Genomic DNA, 23947 nt, shown 5'->3' with positions numbered 1-23947 from the left:
CGGTGGTGGTGTGGTGGTTCAGGGGGCCGGCGGCGAGGCCGCCGGCGAACGCGAGTCCGGCGATGCCGAGGACGCTCTTACGCAGGATGGTCGTGTTCATGGGGGTGTCTCCTATCCGGGGGGTCGGCACACCCGTGCCCGCCGGAGGGGGCATGGCGGGGGGTGTGCGAGCACCACGTCGAGGCGCCCGAACAACGAACAACGAGGGGGAGCAGGAGGAGGGGGTCGGCTGCCTTGCGGCGCCGGGTCCAGGTGTAACGACCGGCGACCGGCCCCCATTCCCCGGGGCCTGATGCCGAGGCGGCCGGCATGCCGCGGGGCGGACCGGGCGTCGGTGGGGCAGGCGCGTCGGGTGGGCCAGCACGCGAGCGGCCCGGGTCCTGCCGGATCCGGGGGGATCCGGGGTGCTGCTGCGGTCGTCCGTCAGGTGTAACGCCCCCGCCCCGGCCGGGATTCCGGCCGCATGGTGCCGCCCGTCACCACCCCGACCCCGGCCCGGCTCGACCCCGCCCCCACCCCGCCCCGCCGGGCCGGACAATCCGCCCATCCCGGCGCAGGGGTGACGGCATGCCGGGCAGATGGCGGTATCAACGACGCGGGATACCCCCACCCGCCCGACATGAAGTCGATCAACCCAGCCACGCCCCGCCGGCCCGCCCGCCCCGGGGTCCGTCGGTCACCCCGGCCCCGCCCCGCCCCACGTCGCGCCCACGCCGGACCCGTCCCACGCCACCACGCCGGGTCGAACAAACCACCCAACCGGGCGGTCGCGTGACGGAATGCCGGGCAGGTGGGCGTATCCCGGCGCGTTGATGCCGCCACGTCGCCGACACGAAGTCGATCAACCGGGCGGGGACGCACCGACCCGTCAGTGCTCAGGCCCGTCGCGCCAGGAGCCGCTGCGGTAGACCGTTCCCCGGTACTCCCCCGTGCCGCGTTCCGACCCGGCCGGCAGCACCGGATCGGCACCGGCGGACGGACCTTGCGCAGACGGGCCGTCGGCGGACACACCGCCCAGGGACGGGCCGTCGACGGACGACAAGGCCGCGGCGTCCCGCCGCGCTGCGCGGGACCGACGTACCCGGGTGACGACGAACCACGCGACCGCCAGCGCGGACACGGCGATGACCACGTTCTGGAACGTGCCGACGTAGGACTCGACCACGTGCCAGTTCTCGCCGAGCAGGTAGCCCGCCATGACGAAGACCGTGTTCCAGATGAGGCTGCCCAACGTCGTATACAGCAGGAAGGTCAGGACCGGCATCCGCTCCACGCCGGCCGGGATCGAGATGAGACTGCGGAACACCGGGATCATCCGGCCGAAGAACACCGCCTTGACGCCGTGCCGGAGGAACCACGCCTCCGTGCGGTCGACGTCCTCGAGCTTGACCAGCGGCAGTTTGGCGGCGATGGCCCGCATCCGGTCCCGGCCCAGCATGGCGCCGATCCAGTAGAGCGCCAGCGCGCCGACCACCGAGCCGAGGGTGGTCCAGCCGATCGCCCCGACCAGGCTCATCCGTCCCTGGCTGGCGACGAATCCGGCCAGCGGCAGGATCACCTCGCTGGGGATGGGCGGGAAGAGGTTCTCCAGCGCGACCGCCAGCCCGGCGCCGGGGCCACCCAGCCGTTCGACCAGGCCCGTGACGAATCCGACCGGTCCGTCGGACCCGGGTTCGGGGCCGGCGGCGACCGTACGAGGAAAGGGCAGGAGCGGCTGCGTGCTGATCATCCGACAACGTTAGTGACCGTTCCCGCTGGCTGCCACGCCCCGGGCCGGCGGGCTGGGGCATGGGGCGGGGGCGGGGGCGGGCAAGGCAGGCAGGCGGAAAGGCGGGCCGGCGGGCCGGCCGTACATCGTGGATCGTCCGCGTCGGTGCGGCCCGTCAGCCCGCCGCGTCGCCGCGCGCCCCGGGGAAGCCGGTGAGCAGCTCCCGCAGCCGGGCGGCGGTCTCCGCGCCGATCCGGTCGCCCTCGATCGCCTCGGTGATGTCCTCGCGCAGCTCCCGCAGGTGCTTGGCCCGGTCCTTGAGCTTGCCCCGGTTCAGCTCGGCGACCTCCTCGCGCAGCTCGTCGGCGGTCTTGCGGTCGATGTCGCCGCGCACCTGCGCCTCGTCGACCAGGGCGGTGAACTCGGCGGCGAGCTGGCGCAACGTGACCGGACGCGATCGTGCGGTCGTCGGCGGGGCGGCGGCCGACGGGGGCGATTCGGCCTTGCTCCCGTCGGCGGGCGCGACGGTTCCGGGCCCCCCGGCCGGCGGGGCCGGGGCACCGTCGTCGAGGGCGAGCAGCGCGACCACGCCGACGAGCAGCGCCATCCCTGCGGCGACCAGGACACCGAGCAGGCGGTTGCCCTGGCCCGGGCCGCGCGGCGCGCGCCGGACGGGCTCGGCCGCCGGGCGGGGCTCGGCCACCGGAACGGACGACCGCCCGGGGCGGGCGGGAGACGCCCACGGCCCCGCGCGATCGACCAGGGTCGGCGGGTGGTCCGGGGGCAGCGAAGCGGCGGGCCGGATTCCGGCCGGGGATTCGGCGGCCGGCGTCGCGCCGAGCCGGCGGGCCAGGTGGGCGGCGGTGGGTCGCCGGGCCGGGTCGGCGCTTAGGCAGACGAGGGTGAGTGCGGCGACGTCCGGGGGCAGCCCGGGGACGCGCAGCGGCGGGGCCTGCCGGCGCTGCGCGTGCGCCTCGATGGCGTCCTCCCAGGTCTGCACGGGCAGCGGGGCCCGGCCGGCGAGGGCGCGGTAGAGCAGGGCCCCGAGGGCGTACACGTCGCTGGCCGGGTTCGGCGGCCCGGGGTCGAACCGCTCGGGGGCGAAGTAGGCGGGGGTGCCCATCATCGGCTCGTCGCCGGGCCCGACGCGGGGCTGGTGCGGACCCGTGCGGGGCTGGTGCGGCCCGGCCGGGGCGGCGATGCCGAAGTCGAGCACCTTCGCGCCGCTCTCGGTGAGCATGATGTTGGCGGGCTTGATGTCGCGGTGCACCACGCCGATGCGGTGCGCGGCGGCGAGGGCGGCGGCGACCTGACCGGCCAGCCGGACGGCGTCGGGCCAGGGCAGCGGGCCGGCGGCGAGCCGGTCGGCGAGGCTGCGCCCCTCGACCAGTTCCATCACCAGGTACGGCACCACCGTCGGGCCCCCGAGGACCGCCTCGCCGTAGTCGTACACCTGGGTGACGTGCGGGTGGGTGAGCCGGGCGGCGGCGCGGGCCTCGCGCTGCAGGGTGGCGCGCAGGTGCGGGTCGGCGGCCAGCTGGGCCGCGAGCGCCTTGACCGCGACGGGACGGTGCAGGACCTCGTCGTCGGCGCGCCACACCTCCGACATTCCGCCGAGGCCGATGCGCTCGCGCAGGACGTAGCGGTCGTGCAGCCGCAGGGTGGGCGTGAACGGCGACATGGTGGTCCAGTCTGCCTGCCGGCCGGTGCCGGGCACCAGTCGCGGTGGCCGGCGCCGGGGCCGGGCCGGTGGCGGTGGGTCAGGGCTTGCGGGCCACGGCCCCGTACATGCTGACGTCGACCACCGAGGGCCGAGGCTGCGGCTCCCGCTCGGCGCGCCACTGGGCGATCGAGGCGATGCCCGGGTCGACGAGCTCCAGCCCGGCGAAGAAGCCGGCGAACTCCTCCCGGCTGCGCAGGCTGATCACGTCGCGCGAGCTGCCGGTCCGCGTCGCCACCCTGGATTCCTGCGCCACGTGCTCGGGCAGGTGGTCGTAGGTGGCGTGCGAGGCGGCCAGGTAGCTGCCGGGGGGCAGCGCGTCCAGCAACCGACGGACCACCGCGTACGGGTCGTCGGGGTCGGGCAGGAAGTGCAGGATCGCGACCAGCATCAGCGCCACCGGCTGCCCCAGGTCGATGGTGCGGAGCAGGTCGGGGTGGCGCAGGATCTTCTCCGGGTCCCGCAGGTCGGCGTCGATGTAGGCGGTGGCGCCCTCGGGCGAGCTGGTCAGCAGCGCCCGGGCGTGGGCGAGCACGATGGGGTCGTTGTCGACGTACACCACCCGGGCCTGTGGGTCGGCGGCCTGGGCGACCTCGTGGGTGTTGTCGGCGGTGGGGATGCCGGTGCCGATGTCGAGGAACTGCCGGACGCCGGCCTCGCGGGCGAGGTAGCCGACGGTTCGCTTGAGGAAGCGGCGGTTCTCCAGGGCGGCGGTGCGGATGGTCGGGAAGGCCGCGGCCATCGCGTCGCCCGAGTCCCGGTCGGCCTGGAAGTTGTCCTTGCCGCCCAGCAGGTAGTTGTAGCGGCGGGCGGGATGCGCCACCGAGGTGTCGATCCGGTCGCTGGGGTGGGCGGGACCGGTCGAGGTGCCGGGGGCATCGGTGGTCAAGGGGTGCCTCCATGGCTCTGCGCTGACCTGTTACGCCGGCGTCCGTCCACTGTCGCCGCTGTCGACCATCGTAGAGGCAGCGCGCGCCGCCGCCCCGACCAGGGAACCCGCTATCCCGGGTAGAGCTCGTCGCGCAGCCGGGTGAGGAGTTCCGGGGTGCGCTCCGGGGGCTCGGCCTCGACGCAGAGCCGTTCCATGGCCGCCGCGTAGTAGTCGAGGTCCTCGCGCTTGTCGAGGTAGATCGCGCTGGTGAGCTGCTCGATGTAGACGATGTCGGGCAGGTCCTGGTCGCCGAAGCGCAGGATGGTGAACGCGCCGCCGGCCGCGGCGTGGCCGCCCGCGTCGAACGGGATGATCTGCAACCGCACGTGCGGCGCCCGGGTCGCCTCGATCAGGGCGGTGAGCTGGTCACGCATGACCTGGGGGCCGCCGATCGGCCGGCGCAGCGCCGCCTCGTCCACGACGGCCCACAGTTGCGGCGGCCGCGGGCGACGGAGCAGCTCCTGGCGCTGCATGCGCAGGCCCACCCGGCGGTCGATCTCGTCCGCCCCCGCCCCACGGTGACCGAGCAGGACGACGGCCCGGGCGTACTCCGGGGTCTGGAGCAGGCCCGGCACGAACTGCACCTCGTAGCTGCGGATCAGCGCGGCGGCCGCCTCCAGGCCCAGGTAGGACTGGAACCACGACGGCAGCACGTCGCCGTAGCGGTGCCACCAGCCGGGGCTGTTGGCGTCGCGGGCGAGCTTGAGCAGGGCCTCCCGCTCGGTGGTGTCGGTGACCCCGTAGAGGCTGAGCAGGTCGGCGACGTCGCGCTCCTTGAAGCCGACCCGCCCGAGCTCCATCCGGCTGATCTTCGACTCGGAGGCCCGGATCTCCCAGCCGGCGCCCTCCCGGGTCACCCCGCTGGCCTCCCGCAGGCGGCGCAGCTGCGCGCCGAGCAGCATGCGCAGCACGGTTGGGCCGGTGGCCGGGCCACCCTCCGTGGGAACCATCGTCACGCGCCGACCTCCGCTTGCTGCCTTCGTCGCACCGGGCCCCACCCCGGCCGACGTGTAAGCATGCCATGGACCGACAGTGAGGTGAACCCGGCCGGTCGGCGTTTCGGTCCCGTTGACGGGACGCAGCCGAGGGGTGACCCAGGGTCAGCCGATCAGGTGGTCGAAGTCGCCGTCCCTGGCGCCGAGGACGAAGGCCGCGATCTCGTCGATCGTGTAGATGAGCGCCGGACCGTCGGGGTAGCGGGAGTTACGGACGGCAATGCCGGCGCCACCGGGAAGCTCGGCGAGCTCGACGCAGTTGCCGCTGGGATTGCTCCGTCGACTCTTCATCCAGGTCAACGGGGGGAGCTGTGCAGTGGGAACGCCGTTGCGGGGCTGCTGCATGGGGCATCTTTCTTGTCAAGAGCCTGCCGATGCCGCGGGAGGAGCGGTGTGCTGGCGAGGGGTCGGGGCTTACGACGGGATTTGCTGCACGTGCATCTGCTATTGCATCTGCACCGGACAGCGAGCATGATAGCCCAACGAGGGTGTACCTAGGTGTTCACTTTGGGTTACCTCACCTGGGGCTGCACCAGGGAAAACAGGAGTCCCACGGGCACCTGGCCGGCACGGCCGGGCGCGTGGGCAGACGCGGTGAGGAGGGTTCGTGCCGGATCCGTTGACCATCGCGTCCGGCATCTCGGCCGCCGGAGCCCTGGTCTCCGCATGGCAACTGCGTCGCCGGGCCATGCTGGCCGAGGCGGAGATCGAGCACCTCCAGGCCGAGCTGGCCGCCGAGCGGCACGCCGCCAGCCACGACCCGCTCACCGGGCTGCCCAACCGACGGGCCTTCTTCCGGCTGGCCGCGACCCTGCTCACCGACACCGCCGGCCAGCCACTGATCGCCATCGTGCTGGACCTGGACGACTTCAAGCAGGTCAACGACCGCTACGGGCACGCCGCCGGGGACCAGGTGCTGGTCAGCGTGGCCGAACGCCTGGCCGCCTTCGCCGGAGACAACCTCGTGGCCCGCCTCGGCGGCGACGAGTTCGCGGGCCTGCTGGCCACCCCGACCGTCGACCGGCGGTGGATCGAGCACGCCTCCCGCCGGCTCTGCGAGTCACTCGCCGCGCCGATCCCCCTCGGCGGCCTGAGCCTGCGAGTCACCGCCTCCGTCGGGCTCGCCCCGGTCACCTGCCCGACCCAGCTCACCGAGGCGCTCGACCGCGCCGACGCGGCGATGTACCGGGCGAAGAGCGTCGGCACCTCCCGCTCCGCCCGCCAGCTCGTCGACAGCGCGCGCCTCGCCGAGTGCTGAGACAGGGACCGGAGCGCCCGCGACCTGGCGGCGGGGCTCAGCGCCAGCCGTAGCCGGCGCGGAGGGCCTGGCCGACCCGGTCGAAACGCGCCCGGTCCAGCACCGCGCCCTCGCGGCGGATGCTGTCCTCCCGCATGGTGAGGACGCGGTCGAGCCGCACCCAGCTGGGCCGGTTGTCCCGGTCCCAGGTGCCCGGGCCCAACGCCAACCAGTGCCGCTGACCGTCCCGCTCGCCCTGGCTGGACAGCATCAGGCCGAACAGGGTCCGGCTGGACCGCCCGACCACCAGCACCGGGCGGTCCTTGCCCTGCCGGGGGTCGTCCTCGTAGGGGACCCACGTCCAGACGACCTCACCCGGGTCGGCCTGACCGTCGGGCTCCGGTGCATAGCTCAGCTCCCGGCGCTGCAACGCGGAGACCTGCCGGCGCCGCGCCACCTGGGCCGGGATCGGACCGGGGGTACGCGGCGGCGCGGCCCCGCCGCGGGCCACCCGCCCCAGCCGGGACGCCACACTCCTCAACAGACCAGCCACGGCGGGCAGCCTAACCCGTCCCCCGGCCCGCCGCCCACCCACGGCGGCGGGAGGGGGCGACGCGGCCGCCGGGAGGGGCGGCGCGACCGCCCGCCGTGCGAACGGGACCCGCCGGGGCACAGTAGGGGCATGACGACGAACCTCCACGCCCCGCTGGCCCGCTACGCCGCCCGGCTGCACGGCGCGGCCGGCGACGGGCACCACGTCGCGTCCCCGCTGGGCGCGTGGCTGCTGCTCGCCCTGTGCGCGTCGGCCGTCCCCGAGCGCGACGCCGCCGACCTCGCCGACGTGCTGGGCATCGCACCGGCCCAGGCCGCCCGGATCGCCGCCGACCTGCTGGACGCGCCGCATCCCCTGGTGCCGTCGGCGACGGCCGTCTGGCACCGGCCCGGCACGGAGACCGCCGGGCTGGACGCCTGGCGGGCCGCCCTCCCCCGCGCCACCGGAACCGGCCCGCTGCCGGACCAGGCCGGCCTCGACGCGTGGGCCCGCGAGCACAGCCTGGGGCTGGTCGAGCGGTTCCCGCTGACGCTCACCCCCCGGGTGACGCTCGCCCTGGCCTCGGCCGTGGCCACCCGGATCTCCTGGGCCACCCCGTTCGACCTCGCCCCGGCCGGGACGCTCGGCCCGGACAGCCCGTGGGCCGGGCGGCTGACCCGGGTGCTGCGCACCCCGGCGCACGGGCACCGCGCCTGGATCGCCGCGACACCGGAGGCCGGGGACGTCGCCGTGCACGTGGCGGCGGCGCAGCCGGCCGGGGACGGCACCGGCGGGCACGAGGCGGGCGGCGCGCACGGCGGCGGCGGAACCGACACCGCCTCGGCGGGGCTGTCGGTGGTCTCGGTGGCCGCCGCCCCCGGGGTCGCCCCGGCCGACGTGCTCGCCGCCGCGTACCGGATCGCCGCCGACGCCGACGCCGACGAGCCCGCCGGCCGGCGGTCGCTGTTCGACCTGCCGCTGGGCGACACTCCGCTGTGGACGCTGCGCGAGGAGGCCGTGCGCACGTTCGCCCCCGACCGCCGGGAGCAGCGGCACACGGCGGCGCTGCCCTGCTGGTCGGCACGCGACGAGCACGACCTGACCGGGATCGGGTTCGCCGCCGCCGGCCGGGTGCTGGCCCCGCTGGTCGGCACGGGCGACGTGCGGGCCCGGCAGGCGGTCGCCGCCCGCTACGACCGGTACGGGTTCGCCGCGGCGGCCGTCACCGGGATGTTCGCTCGGGTCAGCCTGCCCCCGCTCGGGGTGGCCCGCGTCGCGGAGCTGCGCTTCGGCCACCCGTACGCGGTGGTGGCCGTCGCCACCGACCGGCGCGGCGGCGGCACCGGCCCGTGGCACGGGGTGCCGGTCTTCTCCGGCTGGGTCGCCGAGCCCGACGACGTCGCCGACGCCGACCTGGCCGACCCGCCGGGGGCCTGAGCGCACGCCGGGGCCTGCGGCGATAACCCGCCGCAGGCCCCGGCCAGCCACCCGGGCGGGTCAGGCCGCCACGGGCACCTTCTCCTCCTGCCGTTCGGCGGCGCGGGCGGCCAGCCGCCGCTCGCGCTCCTGCGCGCCGATCAGATCGTCGGGCAGCGAGTCCGGCACCTCGATGTCGAAACGGCGCAGCAGCCGGATCGCGAAGCCGCCGAGGGTGACCAGCACCAGCGCCGCGCCGAAGCAGACGTACGCGAAGCCGATGCCCCGGCCCGGACCGGTGCCGATGACCGCGCCCACCGACCCGGCGAGCGACCCGCCCTCGGCGAGCATCGGCTCGAACAGGCCGGTGGCCGCCGGCGCGAGCAGCGCGAACCCGATGGGCAGCGTCGACCAGGAGATGGTCTGGTTGAGGCTGAACACCCGGCCGTGGTAGCGCTGCGGCACCTTCACCTGGACGATCGTCGCGTAGATCGACTGGGCGGTGGTCATGGACATGGCCAGCCAGAACGCCCCGACGCAGATGACCACCACGGAGGCGTCCAGGCCGATCACGACGCAGCCGAGCGCGGTGCCGAGGTTGCCGATCAGGACGCCGATCATCCGCCGGTGGCGGGGGCCGCCCCACAGCGACATCAGCACGCCGCCGGCCACCGCGCCGAGCGCCTCCGCCAGGGCCACCTGCGCCACCTGCGTCGCCGTGGCGAAGGAAAGCACCAGCGGGGTGGTCAGCACCAGCGCCGGGGCCAGGAAGATGTTGCCGATCGCGAAGTAGCCCAGCATGAGCCGGAAGCCCCGGTGCTGCCACGAGTAGCGCAGCCCGTTGGCGATCGCGACGAGCAGCCGTTCCCGGGGCCGCCAGCCGAGCAGGTCGGGGAAGCGGACCACCGCCAGGGTGGTCACCGCCACCACGTAGCTGGCCACGTCGATGAGCAGGATGCCCTTGAGCTCGATGGCGGCCAGCAGGCCGGCGGCGAAGACCGGCATCAGCAGCATCGCGAAGCCGTTGGTGAGCTGGGTGACGCCCATCGCGTGGCCGAGGTAGCGCTTCGGCACGAGCTGCGGCACCGCCGAGGTGAACGCGATGCGCTGGAACGACCCGGCGACCTGGCTGAGCGCCACCAGGGCGTAGATCATCCACAGCCGCAGGTTGTCCGTCCAGAGCAGGGCGGCCAGCACCAGCTGGATCGACCCGGCGGCGGAGCTGGCGATCATCATGATGCGACGGCGGCTGACCCGGTCGGTGATCGCGCCCGCGATGGGCAGCATCAGCACGCCGCAGATCAGCGCCAGCGCCCACAGCAGGCCCAGGTTCGCCACCGAGCCGGTCTGGGTGAACAGCCAGATCGGCAGGGCGAACGCGGTCAGCGCCGAGCCGGTGGTGGAGACGAGCTGTCCGGCGGTGACCGCGACGAACCGGCCCATGCTCGGCTTGACCACGGCCCGCTCGGGGCTCCGGTCCGCGCCGACGCGCTGGTGGTCGGCGACGACCCAGCCGGCGCCCTCGCCCCGGGCCGCCGCCTCCAGGGCGGTCGTGTCGTCGGCGCGCACCGCCGGGTGCACCGAGGTGACGATCTCGGCCAGCTCGTCGGCCCGGTATTTGAGGAAGAAGTGCCCCGCCTGGTCGAGCACGACCAGCCCGACGGTGTCGGTGAGGAACTGCCACTCGGCGTACCGCTCGGTGAAGTAGTCGGTCACCGGGTCCTCGGAGCCGACCACCGAGACGATCGGGGCGCGCAGCTTCGCCGCACCGGCGTCGAGCAGCCCGGTGAAGTACTCCTCGGAGGCGCGGGAGTCGGCCCGCATGTTGCTGATGATCCGGTCGGCCTGCTCCGGGTCCAGCTCGTCGGTGTCGACACCCATCGACTTGAGCCAGCTCGCGTAGTGCTTGTTGCTGCGCAACCGCTCGAGCCGGTTGCGGGCGGCGGCGAAGAGGCCCTTCGGGCGGGCGAACGGGAACATCGCGCCGATGTAGAGCGCCTCCAGCTCCCGGCCGGCCGCCTCGACCTTGCGGGCCACCTCGGCGACGATGGCGCTGCCGACGCCGCAGTGGCCGTACAGGACGATCGGGCCGGAGATCCGCTCGACGATCTCGTCGGCGACCCGGCGGGTCAGCTCCTCGAACGGCAGGCCCTCCTCGCTGAGCCCCACGTCGTGGCCGGGGATCGCCAGCGAGAACAGGGCGTTGCCGGCGGGCAGGGCGTCGGCGAGGGGCTGGTAGACGATGGCGCTGCCGCCGCCGTAGGGGACGCAGACGTACGTGCGGACCCGCTGGCCCGCCGGGATCGGCTTGGTCAGCTCGTAGAGCAGCCGGCGCGGGCCGTCGTCGGCGGCGTCGCCGGTCATGAACGCGGCCAGCTCGCGGATGGTCCGCTGCTGGAACAGGTCCATCACGCCGACGGGCCGCCCGCCGTGCTCGGCCTTGCGGATCTTCGCGACGACCTGGGTGGCGAGCATCGAGTGCCCGCCCAGGTCGAAGAAGTCGTCGTCGATGCCGAGCGTGTCGACGCCCAGCACCTCCGACCAGATCCCGGCCAGCAGCCGCTCGGTGTCGTCGCGCGGCTCGACCAGCGCCACCGACGCCTCGCGGGTCACCACGGGCGCGGGCAGCGCCCTGCGGTCGAGCTTGCCGTTGGGGCTCAGCGGCAGCGCGTCGAGGGTGACGAACGCGGTCGGCACCATGTATTCGGGCAGCGTCTCCTTCAGCGCCGCCTTCAACGCGGCGTGCTCGGCGTCGCCCACCAGGTACGCGGTGAGCCGCTTGTCGCCCGGGGTGTCCTCGCGGACGATGACGGCCGCCTCGGTGACGCCCGGCTGCTCCCGCAGGGCGCTCTCGATCTCGCCCAGCTCGATGCGCAGGCCGCGCAGCTTCACCTGGTGGTCGATGCGGCCGAGGAACTCGATGACCCCCGAACCGGCCGGGGAGACGACCCAGCGGGCCAGGTCGCCGGTGCGGTACAGCCGGGCCCCCGGCTCGAAGGAGAACGGGTCGGGCACGAACCGCTCGGCGGTCAGCGCCGGCCGGCGGTGGTAGCCCCGGGCCAGGCCGACGCCGCCGATGTGCAGCTCCCCCGCCACGCCGACCGGGCACTCGTTGCCGGCCGCGTCGAGCACGTGCAGCCGCAGGTTGGCGATCGGCCCGCCGATCGGCACGCCGGACAGCCCGGCGAGCGCCGCCGGGTCGCAGTGCCAGGCGCTGACGTCGATGGCCGCCTCGGTGGGGCCGTACAGGTTGTGCAGCTCGCACCAGGGCAGTCGGGTGGTGAACTCCACCGCCGAGGCCAGCGGCAGCTCCTCGCCGGAGCAGATCACCCGGCGCAGGCCGGTGGCCGCCTCGATGCCGTCCTCGCCGAGGAAGACCGTCAGCATCGACGGCACGAAGTGGGCGGTGGTGATCCGCTCGGCCACCAGCAGGTCCCGCAGGTAGCCGGCGTCCTTGTGCCCGCCGGGCTTCGCCAGCACCAGCCGGGCGCCCTCGCGCAGCGGCCAGAAGAACTCCCACACCGACACGTCGAAGCTGGCCGGGGTCTTCTGCAGCACCGCGTCGTCGGCGGCGAGCCGGTAGGTCTGCTGCTTCCAGTGCAGCCGGTTGACGATGCCCCGGTGGGTGTTCGGCACGCCCTTGGGCCGGCCGGTGGAGCCGGAGGTGTAGATGACGTACGCGAGGTTGCCGGGCCCGGCCGTCGGCGCGGGGTCGGTGGCGGGCTGGTCGGCCCACGTCGCGGTGTCGTCGAGGGCGAGCACCGTCGCGCCGGTGTCGGGCAGCACGTCGCGCAGGTGCTCCTGCACCAGCACCACGGGCGCGTCCGCGTCGGTGACCATGAAGGACAGCCGGTCGGCCGGGTACTCCGGGTCCAGCGGCAGGTACGCGCCGCCGGCCTTGAGCACGCCGAGCAGCCCGGCGACCAGCTCCACCGACCGCTCGGCGCACACCCCGACCAGGGTCTCCGGGCCGACGCCGGCCGCACGCAGCCGGTGGGCGACGCGGTTCGCGGCGGCGTTCAGCTCGGCGTACGTGACCGAGCGGCCCTCGAAGGTCAGCGCCACCGCGTCGGGGGTGGCGGCGGCCCGCGCCTCGAACGGGCCGTGCAGGGTCTGCTCCTGCGGGAACCCGGCCGTGGTGTCGTTCCAGGCGGCCAGCAGCTCCCGCTCGGCGGGGTCGACCATCGGCAGGGCCGAGACCGGGGTGTCCGGTGCGGCGACGACCGCCCGCAGCAGGGTGGTCCACCGCCGGGCGATCCGCTCGACGGTGGCCCGGGTGAACAGGTCGGTGTTGAAGACCAGCTTGCCCCAGAGCCCCTCGGTGGTCTCCACGGCGTGCAGCTCGAAGTCGAACCGGGTGGCCCGCAGCTCCATCGGCGTCCACTCGAAGCGGACGTCGGCGGCGTCGGAGACGCCGGTGAACCGGCCCATCTCGTAGTTCTGCAGCACGAACATGGCCTGGAACACCGGGGACCGGCTCACGTCGCGGGGCAGGCCCAGCTCGTGCACGACCTTCGCGAACGGCACGTCGGCGTGCTCGAAGCCGTCCAGCACGCCGCGCCGGGTGCGCTCCAGCAGCTCGGTGAACGTCGGGTCGCCGGCCAGTTCGGCGCGCAGCGGCAGCATGTTGATGAACATGCCGACGACGTTCTCCAGCTCGGGGACGGACCGGCCGGCCACGGACGCGCCGACGGCGAAGTCCTCCTGCCCGGCGTGCCGGGACAGCAGCACCTGGTAGGCGGCGAGCAGCGTCATGAACAGCGTCGCGCCGGACGACCGGGTGAGCGCGTTGAGCCGCTCGGTCTCGGCCGGGTCGAGCTGGAACTCGACGAAGTCGCCCCGGTAGGTCTGGGTGGCCGGGCGCGGCGCGTCCAGCGGCAGCTCCAGCGGGGTGATCCCGGCCAGCCGGGACTTCCACCAGTCCAGGTGCCCCCGGGCCGCCGGGCCGTCCAGCTCCTGGCCCTCCCACACGGCGAAGTCGCCGTACTGCACGGGCAGGGCGGGCGGCTCGCCGCCGTGGTAGAGGGTGATCAGGTCGCGCAGCAGCACGTCCACCGACCAGCCGTCGCCGACGATGTGGTGCTTGCTCAGGAACAGCACGTGGTCATCGGGGGCGAGGCGGATCAGCAGGGCGCGCAGCAGCGGCCCGCTGGCCAGGTCGAACGGCTCCGCCGAGGCGGCCTCCACCAGCGCCTGGGCGGCGTCGGCGTCGGCCGCCTCCGTCACCGTCAGCGGCACCTCGACGGACTCCTCGACCACCACCGTGGGGCGGCCGTCGGCGTCGGCGGGGAACCGGGTGCGCAGCGACTCGTGCCGCGCGGTCAGGGCGGCCAGCGCGCCGCGCAGGGCCGCGACGTCGAGCGGTCCGCGCACCCGCAGCGGCACCGCGATGTGGTACGCCGCCTCGCCCGGGGCGATCTGGTCCATGAACCAGACCCGCTCCTGGGCGTACGACAGCGGCACCGGCGTGCCGGGGGGTCGGGGGGTGATCCGGGCGGCGGGGGCGGCGGTCCGCTTGCGCAGGCGCTTGGCGATCAGCGCCTGCCGGGCCGCCTCCCGGGCCGGATCCTTCAGGTCGGTCATGCGGTGGGTCCCTCTTCCGTCGCCAGCAGCTCGGCGACCTCGGCGTCGGAGAGCTCGTCGAGTTCCGCGGCGATCAGCTTCTCGATCTGGGCGGCCAGGTCGGCCACCACCGGGCTGCCGAACAGCGCCCGCATGGGCAGGTCCACGTCCACCTCGGCCCGGATGCGGGCCATCGCCCGCATGCCGCGCAGCGAGTTGCCGCCGAGGGCGAAGAAGTCGTCGGCCGCGCCGACCTTCTCCACGCCGAGGATGTCCGCGTACACCTCGGCCACGAGGGCCTCGGCGTCGGTGCGCGGGGCGACGTACGCGTCGTCGACCGCCGCCGGGGCGGCCGGGGCGGGCAGCGCGGCCCGGTCCAGCTTGCCGTTCGGGGTCAGCGGCAGCGCGTCGAGCGTGACGAACGCGGTCGGCACGAGGTGCGCGGGCAGCTCCCGGGCCAGGTCGGCGGCGAGGGTCGCCGGGTCGGCGTCGCCGACGAGGTAGCCGACCAGCGCCGGCTCGCCGGAGTCGGCGCGCACGGCTGCCGCCGCCGCCCGCACGCCCGGCCGGGCCAGCAGGGCCGACTCGACCTCGCCCAGCTCGATGCGCATGCCGCGCACCTTCACCTGGTCGTCGCGGCGGCCCAGGTACTCCAGCGTCCCGTCGGCCCGCCAGCGGGCCAGGTCGCCGGTGCGGTACATGCGCTGCCCCGGCGGCCCGTACGGGCAGGGCAGGAACCGCTCGGCGGTCAGGCCGGGGCGGCGCAGGTAGCCGCGGGCGAGCTGGTCGCCGGCCACGTACAGCTCGCCGGCCACGCCCGGGGGCACCGGGTGCAGCGCGGCGTCGAGCAGCAGCGCCCGGGTGTTCCAGGTGGGCGTGCCGATCGGCACCGGCCCGGCGGCCAGCTCCTGCCCGGGTGCGATGCGGGCGGCGACGCAGCCGACGGTGGCCTCGGTCGGGCCGTACTCGTTGGTGACGGCCACGCCCGGGTGGGCGGCCCGCCAGGCGGCGAGCTGTTCGCCGGTGAGCGCCTCGCCGCCGATGACCAGGTCCGCCGTCGGGGACAGGGCGTCGTCGAGCAGCGGCAAGTGGCTCGGGGTGACCTTCAGGAACGCCGGCTTCCCGCCCGCGCGGGCGGCCGGCTCGTCGATGGCGGCGAGCCGGACGGTGCCGCCGGCGGTCAGCGGGCCGAGCAGCCCGGTGACGGTCAGGTCGAACGACACCGGCGAGTGCAGCAGCGCCGTGCCGGCCAGCCCCGGGTAGGCGTCCCGGGCCCAGGCCAGGTAGGCCGCCACCGCCCGGTGCTCCACCACGACGCCCTTGGGGCGGCCGGTGGAGCCGGAGGTGTAGAGCACGTACGCGGGGTGTCCGGGGCGCAGCGGGGCGACCCGGTCGGCGTCGGTCAGGTCGGCCGCGTCGAGGTCGTCGGCGGTGCCCGGGTCGAGCACCAGCGCGTCGCCGGGCACCAGGGCCGCCGTGTCGGCGGCGGCGAGCACCAGCGCCGGCCCGGCGTCGTCGAGGAGGTAGGCGATCCGGGCCGCCGGGTAGCCGGTGTCGACCGGCACGTACGCGGCCCCGGACTTGAGCACCGCGAGGACGGCCACCAGCAGGTCCGCCGAGCGGGGCAGGGCCAGCGCGACCCGGGTCTCCGGGCCGGCCCCGCGCGCCACCAGCAGCCGGGCCAGCCGGTTCGCGGCGGCGTTCAGCTCGGCGTACGTCAGCTCGACGCCGTCGCCGACCAGCGCGGTGGCGTGCGGGGTGGCGGCGGCCTGCCGCTGCACCGCGTCGACGACGGTGCCGGCCGGCCGGGCGTGGCCGGTGGCGTTCCAGTCGTCGAGGACCAGCCGCCGCTCGGCGTCGTCGAGCAGGGGCAGCTCGCTGACCCGCCGGCCGGGGTCGGCGACGGCGGCGGCGAGCAGCCGCACGTAGCGGGCGACGACCGCCTCGGCGGTGGCCCGGTCGAACAGGTCGGTGCGGTAGACCAGCCGGCTCTCCCCCGCGGTGACGTCGAAGGCCAGGTCGTCCTTCGTGGTGCCCAGCGGCACCGGGTCCAGGCCGGAGTCGGGGATGAAGTTCAGCGCGGTCTGGAAGATCGGCTGCACGGACGGGTCCCGCTGCGGGGCCACCGCCTCGACGATCTTCTGGAACGGGGTCTGCCCGTGCTCCATCGCGTCGAGCAGGCCGCCCTTGACCCGGCCGAGCAGCTCGGCGACGGTGGGGTCGCCGGTCAGGTCGCAGCGCAGCGCCACCGGGTTGACGAACATGCCGATCAGCGGGGCCACCTCGGCGGTGTCCCGGCCGGCGGTGGAGACGCCCACGACCACGGTGTCGTCGCCGGAGACCCGCGACAGCAGCGCGGCGAACCCGGTCAGCAGCACCATGTACGGGGTGGCCGCCGACGCGGTGGCGAGCGCGCCGACGGCGTCGAGCAGCCCGTCGGGCAGGTCGAAGCGGACCTCGTCGCCGGCGAAACCGAGCTGGGCCGGGCGGGGCCGGTCCAGCGGCAGGCCGGTCACGGCGGGCGCGCCCGCCAGGTGCGCCTTCCAGAAGTCGAGCTGCCGGTCCAGTTCCGGGCCGGCGAGCTGGTCGCGCTGCCAGGCGGCGAAGTCGGCGTACTGGATGGGCAGCTCGGGCACGGCGGCGGGCGCGCCGGTCAGCGCGGCCGTGGTGAACGCGGACAGCTCGGTGGTGAACAGCACCGCCGAGTGGGCGTCGAAGACGGCGTGGTGCACCACGAACTGCACCGACCACGCCTCGTTGACCTTGACCAGCCGGGCCCGCCACAGCGGCGGGACGTCCAGCGGGATCGGGGTGCGGGCCAGCTCCTCGCGGATCGCGTGGTAGCGGGCGAGCCGCTCGGCCTCGGGCAGGCCCGACAGGTCCTCGGCCGGCAGGCGGACCGGCTCGTGCTCGCGGACCACCTGCACCAGCGTCCCGTCGTCGGAGCGCAGGTGGGTGCGCAGCGCCTCGTGCCGGGCGACGACCTGGTTGAACACCTCGGTCACGGCGTCGGCGTCCAGCTCGGGCGGGAAGGGCCACGGGTTGGACACGTTGTAGACCGGCGAGCCGGGGTCGAGCTGGTTGGCCAGCCACACCCGCTCCTGGGCGAAGGAGGCGGGGAAGGTCCACTCGCGCGTCATGACGCTGCCTCGCGTACGGAGCGGGGGCGCATGTCGGTCCAGACGGTGTCGATGTGGGCGAGGCACTCGGAGCGCGTGCCGGCGAAGCCGGTGTCGTGCCAGCCCGCGGGGAGCTCCCGGTCGGCCGACCAGATCGAGTACTGCTCCTCGTCGTTGCGCACGACCAGGAATCGGGTTTCGGCCATCAGTTGTCTCCAGTGCTCTCGGGGGTGTGCGGCTCGGCCATCGCGACGGCGATCTTGCGGGGCCCGGTGAACGGCTCCCGGGCGTGCGCGGCGGTCATGTTGTCGACCACCAGCACGTCGTCGCGCTGGTAGTCGAAGCGGACGCTGGCGGCCCGGTACGCGGCCCGCAGGTGGTCCAGCACGTCGGCGGGGATCTCGCCGCCGTCGCCGTAGTAGGTGTTCGACGGCAGCCCGTCGGGGCCGAACATCGCCAGCAGCCCCTCCTGGTATTCCTGCGGCAGGGTGCTCAGGTGGAAGAACGTGGCGTGGTTGAACCAGCGCGGGGTGTCCGAGCCGGGCCGGTAGTGCACCGGCTCGCGCACGGCGCGGGTGCGCAGCCCGTCCGCGCCCACCCACTCCAGGCTGATCCGGTTCGCCGCCGCGTACGCCTCGACCTCGGCGCGGTCGTCGGTGTTGAACACGTCCTGCCAGCGGGTGCCGAAGTCGGCGTGGAAGTTGCGCACCAGCATCCACCGGCGGCGCACGAACTCCTCCCGCACGGCCGGGTCGATCAGCTCGTGGACCCGGCGCACGTCCGCCAGGGGCGTCGCGCCGAGGGTGTCCGGCGGCGTGACGCACCAGAAGAACAGCGTCAGCGGCCAGCGCGCCTGGTACGAGTTCTCGTTGTGCAGGAAGATCTCCTCGTCCGGCGGGTAGTCGGTCGAGGTGTAGACCCGGCCCTTGATGGCGTGCCGGGGCGAGGACCGCTCGGTGTAGACCAGCGGCTCCCCGGCCAGCGCCCGCACCACCGCGTCGAAGCCGTCGACGCCGCCGACGTCGAACCCGCGGAACAGCAGCCCGCCGTGGTCGACGAGGGCAGCCCGCAGCTCGGCGCGGCGCTCGCCGATCAGGTCGGTCAGTGCCCGGCCGTCGCTTTCGACGACCACCGGCAGCGTGGCGATCGTGTCGCTCATTGCTCTGTACTCCCTTGCTTGCTCGAAGCCACGAACCCTGGGTGCTTCCTTGGTGCTCACGCGCGGGGCAACCGCGGGATGCTCGTGGTCGGGGCCGGGGCCGGGGGCTCGTCGGCGGCGGACGCCTCGGCGCGCAGCTCCTCGATGCGGGCGGCGAGCCCGGCGACGGTGGGCGTCTCGAAGAGGCTGCGCATCGGCAGCCGCACCCCGGTCGCCTTGCGCATCGACGCGATGAGCTGCACCGCGACGAGGGAGTTGCCGCCGAGGGCGAAGAAGTCGTCGTCCACGCCGACGACCGGCACGCCGAGGCCGTCGCGCCACACCTGGGCGATGGTGGCCTCCAGCTCGGTGCGCGGCGCGGCCGACGCGCCGGCCTCCACAGTGGCGGCCGACACCGCCGGGTCGGCCTCCGACTCCAGGCTCCCGGTGGTGACCCGGGCGGCGCGGGCCCGGATGTCGGCCACCGACCGGGTGGTGATCACCACCTGGGCGCCGAGGCCGGCGGTGAGGCTGCGGCGGAACGCCTCCGCGCCGTCGACCGGTCGGATGTCCTCGCTGGGCGCACCCGCCGCCGGGCCGTCGGCGTCGGCGGGCGTGCCGTCGGCGGCGAGCCCGCCGGTGACCGCCGACGCGTCCACCCGGCGCAGCACGAAGTCGCTGATCGAGACCAGTTCCCGCCCGTCGGGGGCGGTGAGGGTCAGGTCGGCGGAGACGACCTCGTCGGTGCCGCCGGCGCGGTGGCGCAGGTGGCTGTGGAACCGTGCGGGCAGCGGCCCGCGCACCACGATCCGCCCGTACGACAGCGGCAGGTAGGTGCCGGAGCCCTGGCCCCGGCCGAACGCGGTGGCCACGTCCAGCAGGGCCGGGTGCAGGCCCCACGCGCCGAGGTCGGCGGCGGCCTCGGCGGGCGCCTCCACCAACGCCAGCTCCTCGCCGTCGGCGAGGTGGTGCGCGGTCAGCGACCGCCAGCGCGGCCCGAAGGTGAGCATGCTGGTGCGGCCCCGGCCGAACGACGCGTCGTCGTCGACCCGGCGGGACCGGGCGGCCACCGCCGCCACGTCGACCGCCGCCGGGGCGGGCTCGGTGGTCCAGCCGGCCGCGCCGCGCACGTGGGTGCGCAGCACCCCGGCGGCGAGGCTCTGCACCACGAACTCCGTGGCACCGTCCTCGGCGGCGGTGAGCGCCACCCGGTACTGGGCGATCGTGCCGTCGGGCACCGAGAACGGCTCCAGGAACACCACGTCGCGCAGCTCCACCGCCGCGTCGGGGCCGGGGGCCGCGACGGCGGCGGCCACGGCGGCGCGCACCGACTCCAGGTGGGCGGTGCCCGGCACCACCGGCACCCCGCCGATGCGGTGCTCGTCGAGCAGCCAGTGGGTCGCGGCGGAGACCAGCCCGTGCAGCACCGTGCCCTCCGGGCCGGTCACCCGCGTGGTGAGCACCGGGTGGTCGACCGTGGCGGTGACGGTGTCCCGGGTCACCGCCCGGAAGCCGGCCGGCGCGGTGCTCTCCGCCGCCATGCCGACCTCGGCCCAGCCGCCCCAGTTCTGCGACACCACCGGCGCGGCCCAGCCGGCGCCGGCGCGGGCGTGCGCGTCGAGGAAGTTGTTGGCCGCGCAGTAGTCGACCTGGCCGAAGCCGCCGATCACGGCGGTGATCGAGGAGCAGAGCACCACGAAGTCCAGCGGCAGGTCGCCGAAGACCTGGGCCAGGGCGAGGGTGCCGGCGAGCTTCGGGGCGAGCACCCGGTCGGCCTCGGCGCGGTCCTTCACCTCGGCCATGCCGCCGCCGGGCAGGCCGGCGGCGTGCACGATCCCGTCGATCCCGCCGAACTCGGCCTCGGCGGCGGCCCGCACCCGGCGCAGGTCGGCCGGGTCGGTGACGTCGGCGGCGAGGATCAGCACCGACGCGCCGGCGGCCTCCATCCGGCGGATCGCGGCGATGGCCCGGCCCGCCCGGTCGTCCGCGCCGTGCACGGCGAGGTGGTCGTCCCACCGATCGCGCGGCGGCAGGCCCGAGCGGGTCAGCAGCACCAGCTTCGCCTTCGCGCGGGCGGCGAAGTCCTCGGCGAGGGTGATGCCGATGCCGCCGAGGCCGCCGGTGATGACGTACCGGCCGCCGTCGCGCAGCGCGCCCGGCTCGGCCTCGGCGTCGACCGTCACCTGCTCGTAGCCGGTGACCCAGCGGCGGGACCCGCGCAGCGCCACCTCCGGGTGCGCCGGGTCGACCGGGCGGCGCAGCTCGGCGACCAGAGCGTCCGCGCCGGGCGCGGCGGGGTCGGCGTCGAGCAGCCGCACCGTCAGCCCGGGCAGCTCGACCGGCAGCACGCGGGCCAGGCCGGCGAGGGTGGCGTGCTCGGGGCGGGTCAGGTCCGCGCCGGTCACGTCGCCGATGCCGGCGGTCACCAGGTCCAGGGCCAGCGGGCGCTCGTCGCCGGTGCGGCCGGCCCCGGCGAGGGCCTGCACCAGGTGCAGGGCGCTGAAGAAGCCCCGGTCCTGGGCGGCGAGGGTGGCGGCGATGTCGGTGCCGGTGGGCTCGCCGTCGAGGGCGAAGGCGTGCACCAGCCGCGCCGGCAGGTCGTCGCCGAGGGCGGCGACCAGCGCGTCGAAGTCCTCCCGCGCGGCAGGACGCAGCGTGAAGCCGCCGTCGACGGCGGCGAACGCGTCGCCGGGGCGTACCACGAGGGTGTCGGCGCCCGCGGCGCGCAGGCCGGCGACGAGCGCCGCGCCGCGCGGGCCGTCGGCCAGCACCAGGCACCGGCCGGGCGGCGCGGTGGCCGGCGCGGGCGCGGCCTGCCGCCACACCGGCACGGCGAACCACTCCGGCAGCGGCCGCGGGCCCGTCTCGGCCGGCGCGGCGGCGACCGCCTCCACCGGGTCCGGGTCGACCCAGTAGCGGCGGCGCTCGAACGGGTACGTCGGCAGCGGCACCCGCCGCGCCGCCGGGTCGGAGCCGGTGCGCACGGGCAGGCCGGCGCACCACAGCGCCCCGGCGGTGGCCAGCAGCGTCGCCAGGTCGCCGGTCGGCTCCCCCGGGCCCGGGAGGCTGCCCAGCGGCACCAGGGCCCGCTGCTGCGCCGAGCCCTTGGCGACCTGCATCCGGGCCAGGTTGGCCAACTGCCGGCCGGGGCCGCACTCCACCAGGGCCCAGGTGCCCTCGGCGAGCAGGGCGGCCACCGCGTCGCCGAAGCGCACCGGCTGGCGCAGGTGCGCCGCCCAGTACGCCGGGTCGGTGGCCTGCGCGTCGGTGATCCAGGTGCCGGAGACGTTCGACACGAACGGGACGCGCGGCGCGCGCAGCGCCACGGTGGCCATCAGCGCGGTGAACTCGGCGAGGATCGGCTCCATCATCGGCGAGTGGAACGCGTGCGAGGTGCGCAGCGCCTTGCTCTTGACCTTGCGGGTGGTCTTCAGCGTCTCGGCGAACGCGGCCACCGCGTCGGCCTCGCCGGCCACCACGCAGGTGCCCGGCCCGTTGACCGTGGCGATCGACACGCCCTCGGGCAGCAGCCCGGCGACCACCGACTCGTCCAGCGGCACGGCCAGCATCGACCCGGCCGGCAGGGACTGCATGAGCCGGCCCCGGGCGGCCACCACCCTCAGCGCGTCGGGCAGGTCGAGCACCCCGGCGACGGTCGCGGCGACGTACTCGCCGATGGAGTGCCCGACCATCGCCGCCGGCCGCACGCCGAAGCGCTGCCAGGTGACGGCCAGGGCGTACTCCACGACGAACAGGGCGGGCTGGGTGTAGCGGGTCTGCGCCAGCAGCTCGGCCGCCTCCGGGTGCCGGTCGAGGATCAGCTCCCGGATGTCGAGGCCCAGCTCGGCGCGGAGCAGCTCGGCGCACTCGTCGACCACGGCCGCGTAGGCGGGCTCCTCGGCGTAGAGCTGCGCGCCCATGCCGACGAACTGGGAACCCTGGCCGGAGAAGAGGAAACCCACCTTCGGGGCGGGCCCGTCGGTCACCCCGCGCGTCGCGCGCCGGGGGTTGCGCAGCGCGGCGACCGCGTCGGGCAGGTCGGTGGCGGCCACGGCGAGACGGTGGGCGTACTGCTGGCGGCCCACCCGCAGGGTGTGCGCGACGTCGGCGAGGTGCGCGGCCCCGCCGTCGGGGTTGCCGGCGAGGTGCTCGGCGAGCCGGTCCACGGCGGCGTCCAGGGCGGTGGCGGTCTTCGCCGAGACGTGCAGCAGCTGCGCCGGGCGCACCCGCCGGTCGCCCGGGTGCGCCGCCGGCGCCTCCTCCAGCACCACGTGCGCGTTGGTGCCGCCGATGCCGAAGGAGCTGACCCCGGCGCGGCGCGGCGCGCCGTCGGTGTCCCACTTGGTGAGGGTGTTCGCCACGTAGAACGGGGTGTCGGCGAACTCGATCGCCGGGTTGGGGGTCTCGTAGTTGATCGTCGGCGGGATCAGGCCGTGCTCCATCGCCAGCACCGTCTTGATCACGCTGACGATGCCGGAGGGCTGGCTGAGGTGGCCGATGTTGGACTTCACCGAGCCGATCCCGCACCAGCCCCGGTCGTCGGTGTCCTTCGTGTAGACCGCCGACAGGGCGGCCACCTCGATCGGGTCGCCCATCGCGGTGCCGGTGCCGTGCGCCTCGACGTAGCTGATGGTGCGCGGGTCGATCCCGGCCATCCCGACGGCCTGGGCGACGGCCTCCGTCTGCCCGTCCACGCTGGGCGCGGTGAAGCCGACCTTGCCCGCCCCGTCGTTGTTGATGGCATTGCCGAGCACCACGGCCCGGATGTGGTCGCCGTCGGCGATCGCGTCGGAGAGCCGCTTGAGCAGCGTCACCCCCACGCCGCTGCCCCACACGGTGCCGTTCGCGGCGGCGTCGAACGGCCGGCACCGCCCGTCGGGCGAGGTGAAGCCGTCCATGCCGAGGTAGCCGGCCTGCGGCAGCTCGATGTTGACGCCGCCGGCCAGGGCCATGTCGCACTCGCCGTTGCGCAGCGCCTCGCACGCCAGGTGGAACGCGACCAGCGAGGTGGAGCAGGCGGTGTGCACGGTCAGGCTCGGCCCCCGCAGGTCCAGCCGGTACGACACGTTCGTCGCCACGTAGTTCGGCGAGTTGCTGGTGGCGATGGAGACGGCGCTGTGCGGGTTGCCGCCGACCTTCTTGTTGCGCAGCACGTTGCGGTTGAGGTACGACGCCGCGCCGGTGCCCGCGTACACGCCGACGGCCCCGTCGTAGCGGGCCGGGTCGTAGCCGGCGTCCTGCAGGGCCGTGTAGCAGGTCTCCAGGAACAGCCGGTGCTGCGGGTCGGTGACCTCGGCCTCCCGGGCGGTCATCCCGAACAGGCCGGCGTCGAACTCGTCGTAGCCGTCGACGAGGGGGGCGCGGCTGACCCAGCCCGGGTCGTCGACCTCCTCGGGCGGCACGCCCCGGGCGATCTGCTCCTCGCGGGTCAGCTCGGTCACCGACTCCACGCCGTCGACCAGGTTGCGCCAGAACTCGTGCACGTCGGCCGCGCCGGGCAGCCGGGCGGCCAACCCGACGATCGCGATCGGCTCGATGCCGTCGTCGGCGGGGTGGTCGGTGTCGATCGCGTTGTCCATCAGGTCGTCC

Annotated in this window: 13 protein-coding genes; 2 read left to right on the top strand and 11 right to left on the bottom strand. The window is 75.2% G+C overall.

The genetic code is table 11. The features are described from left to right. Nucleotides 1–868: 868 nt before the first annotated feature. The 5 genes from GA0070558_RS18215 to GA0070558_RS18195 all read right to left on the bottom strand — a co-directional run bounded on the left by GA0070558_RS18215 (nucleotide 869) and on the right by GA0070558_RS18195 (nucleotide 5699). Nucleotides 869–1729, bottom strand: coding sequence for a DedA family protein (locus GA0070558_RS18215; protein WP_091281561.1), 861 nt, complete (start codon nucleotides 1727–1729; stop codon nucleotides 869–871). Nucleotides 1730–1883: 154 nt separating this feature from the next. Continuing rightward, entirely contained in the window at nucleotides 1884–3389 is a 1506-nt protein-coding gene (locus GA0070558_RS18210; RefSeq protein ID WP_091281601.1) for a serine/threonine-protein kinase, read from the bottom strand. Nucleotides 3390–3468: 79 nt separating this feature from the next. Further along, nucleotides 3469–4317 (bottom strand): SAM-dependent methyltransferase, encoded by an 849-nt coding sequence (locus tag GA0070558_RS18205; RefSeq protein WP_091281559.1) that lies wholly within the window; start codon nucleotides 4315–4317, stop codon nucleotides 3469–3471. A gap of 110 nt (nucleotides 4318–4427) precedes the next feature. Then, on the bottom strand, nucleotides 4428–5309 hold the full coding sequence (locus GA0070558_RS18200; protein ID WP_491904522.1) for a Sco1979 family transcriptional regulator: 882 nt from the start codon (nucleotides 5307–5309) through the stop codon (nucleotides 4428–4430). 150 nt (nucleotides 5310–5459) lie between these two features. After that, on the bottom strand, nucleotides 5460–5699 hold the full coding sequence (locus GA0070558_RS18195) for a DUF397 domain-containing protein (RefSeq protein ID WP_043968620.1): 240 nt from the start codon (nucleotides 5697–5699) through the stop codon (nucleotides 5460–5462). Between the two features lie 262 nt (nucleotides 5700–5961). Here GA0070558_RS18195 and GA0070558_RS18190 point away from each other — a divergent pair, with 262 nt between their 5' ends. After that, on the top strand, nucleotides 5962–6612 hold the full coding sequence (locus GA0070558_RS18190; protein WP_091281555.1) for a GGDEF domain-containing protein: 651 nt from the start codon (nucleotides 5962–5964) through the stop codon (nucleotides 6610–6612). Between the two features lie 37 nt (nucleotides 6613–6649). Here the strand turns inward: GA0070558_RS18190 and GA0070558_RS18185 are convergent, their stop codons facing one another. Further along, complete coding sequence (locus GA0070558_RS18185; RefSeq protein ID WP_091281553.1) at nucleotides 6650–7144, bottom strand: type II toxin-antitoxin system PemK/MazF family toxin; 495 nt, start codon at nucleotides 7142–7144, stop codon at nucleotides 6650–6652. A gap of 129 nt (nucleotides 7145–7273) precedes the next feature. Between GA0070558_RS18185 and GA0070558_RS18180 the strand changes: the two genes are divergently transcribed. Beyond that, nucleotides 7274–8560: a hypothetical protein gene (locus GA0070558_RS18180; protein ID WP_091281551.1), complete on the top strand. Its 1287-nt coding sequence runs from the start codon at nucleotides 7274–7276 to the stop codon at nucleotides 8558–8560. A 60-nt stretch (nucleotides 8561–8620) separates the two neighbouring features. On the opposite strand, the gene GA0070558_RS18175 is transcribed toward GA0070558_RS18180, so the two are convergent. The 5 genes from GA0070558_RS18175 to GA0070558_RS18155 are packed head-to-tail and all read right to left on the bottom strand — an operon-like array spanning nucleotide 8621 to nucleotide 23937. Continuing rightward, nucleotides 8621–14122 (bottom strand): non-ribosomal peptide synthetase/MFS transporter, encoded by a 5502-nt coding sequence (locus GA0070558_RS18175; RefSeq protein WP_091281548.1) that lies wholly within the window; start codon nucleotides 14120–14122, stop codon nucleotides 8621–8623. Next, nucleotides 14119–17241 (bottom strand): non-ribosomal peptide synthetase, encoded by a 3123-nt coding sequence (locus GA0070558_RS18170; protein ID WP_091281545.1) that lies wholly within the window; start codon nucleotides 17239–17241, stop codon nucleotides 14119–14121. Before GA0070558_RS18170 ends, GA0070558_RS18175 begins: the two co-directional genes overlap by 4 nt. Next, nucleotides 17238–17426: an MbtH family protein gene (locus tag GA0070558_RS18165; protein WP_043968608.1), complete on the bottom strand. Its 189-nt coding sequence runs from the start codon at nucleotides 17424–17426 to the stop codon at nucleotides 17238–17240. The genes GA0070558_RS18170 and GA0070558_RS18165 overlap by 4 nt, the downstream gene beginning before the upstream one ends. Beyond that, complete coding sequence (locus GA0070558_RS18160) at nucleotides 17426–18379, bottom strand: TauD/TfdA family dioxygenase (RefSeq protein ID WP_091281542.1); 954 nt, start codon at nucleotides 18377–18379, stop codon at nucleotides 17426–17428. The genes GA0070558_RS18165 and GA0070558_RS18160 overlap by 1 nt, the downstream gene beginning before the upstream one ends. A gap of 56 nt (nucleotides 18380–18435) precedes the next feature. Then, entirely contained in the window at nucleotides 18436–23937 is a 5502-nt protein-coding gene (locus GA0070558_RS18155; protein WP_256092001.1) for a type I polyketide synthase, read from the bottom strand. Nucleotides 23938–23947 lie beyond the last annotated feature (10 nt).

The organism is Micromonospora haikouensis (assembly GCF_900091595.1).
Lineage (GTDB): Bacteria > Actinomycetota > Actinomycetes > Mycobacteriales > Micromonosporaceae > Micromonospora > Micromonospora haikouensis.
Note: the sequence above shows the minus strand (reverse complement) of the source record. Positions and strands in the feature narration are given on the sequence as shown.

Bases quoted from the DNA above. Each gene is read 5' to 3' on its own strand.
- GA0070558_RS18180 (WP_091281551.1), top strand. From the start codon at position 7,274: ATGACGACGAACCTCCACGCCCCGCTGGCCCGCTACGCCGCCCGGCTG.
- GA0070558_RS18170 (WP_091281545.1), bottom strand. From the start codon at position 17,241: ATGACGCGCGAGTGGACCTTCCCCGCCTCCTTCGCCCAGGAGCGGGTG.
- GA0070558_RS18215 (WP_091281561.1), bottom strand. From the start codon at position 1,729: ATGATCAGCACGCAGCCGCTCCTGCCCTTTCCTCGTACGGTCGCCGCC.
- GA0070558_RS18200 (WP_491904522.1), bottom strand. From the start codon at position 5,309: ATGGTTCCCACGGAGGGTGGCCCGGCCACCGGCCCAACCGTGCTGCGC.
- GA0070558_RS18195 (WP_043968620.1), bottom strand. From the start codon at position 5,699: ATGCAGCAGCCCCGCAACGGCGTTCCCACTGCACAGCTCCCCCCGTTG.
- GA0070558_RS18165 (WP_043968608.1), bottom strand. From the start codon at position 17,426: ATGGCCGAAACCCGATTCCTGGTCGTGCGCAACGACGAGGAGCAGTAC.
- GA0070558_RS18155 (WP_256092001.1), bottom strand. From the start codon at position 23,937: ATGGACAACGCGATCGACACCGACCACCCCGCCGACGACGGCATCGAG.
- GA0070558_RS18175 (WP_091281548.1), bottom strand. From the start codon at position 14,122: ATGACCGACCTGAAGGATCCGGCCCGGGAGGCGGCCCGGCAGGCGCTG.
- GA0070558_RS18160 (WP_091281542.1), bottom strand. From the start codon at position 18,379: ATGAGCGACACGATCGCCACGCTGCCGGTGGTCGTCGAAAGCGACGGC.
- GA0070558_RS18210 (WP_091281601.1), bottom strand. From the start codon at position 3,389: ATGTCGCCGTTCACGCCCACCCTGCGGCTGCACGACCGCTACGTCCTG.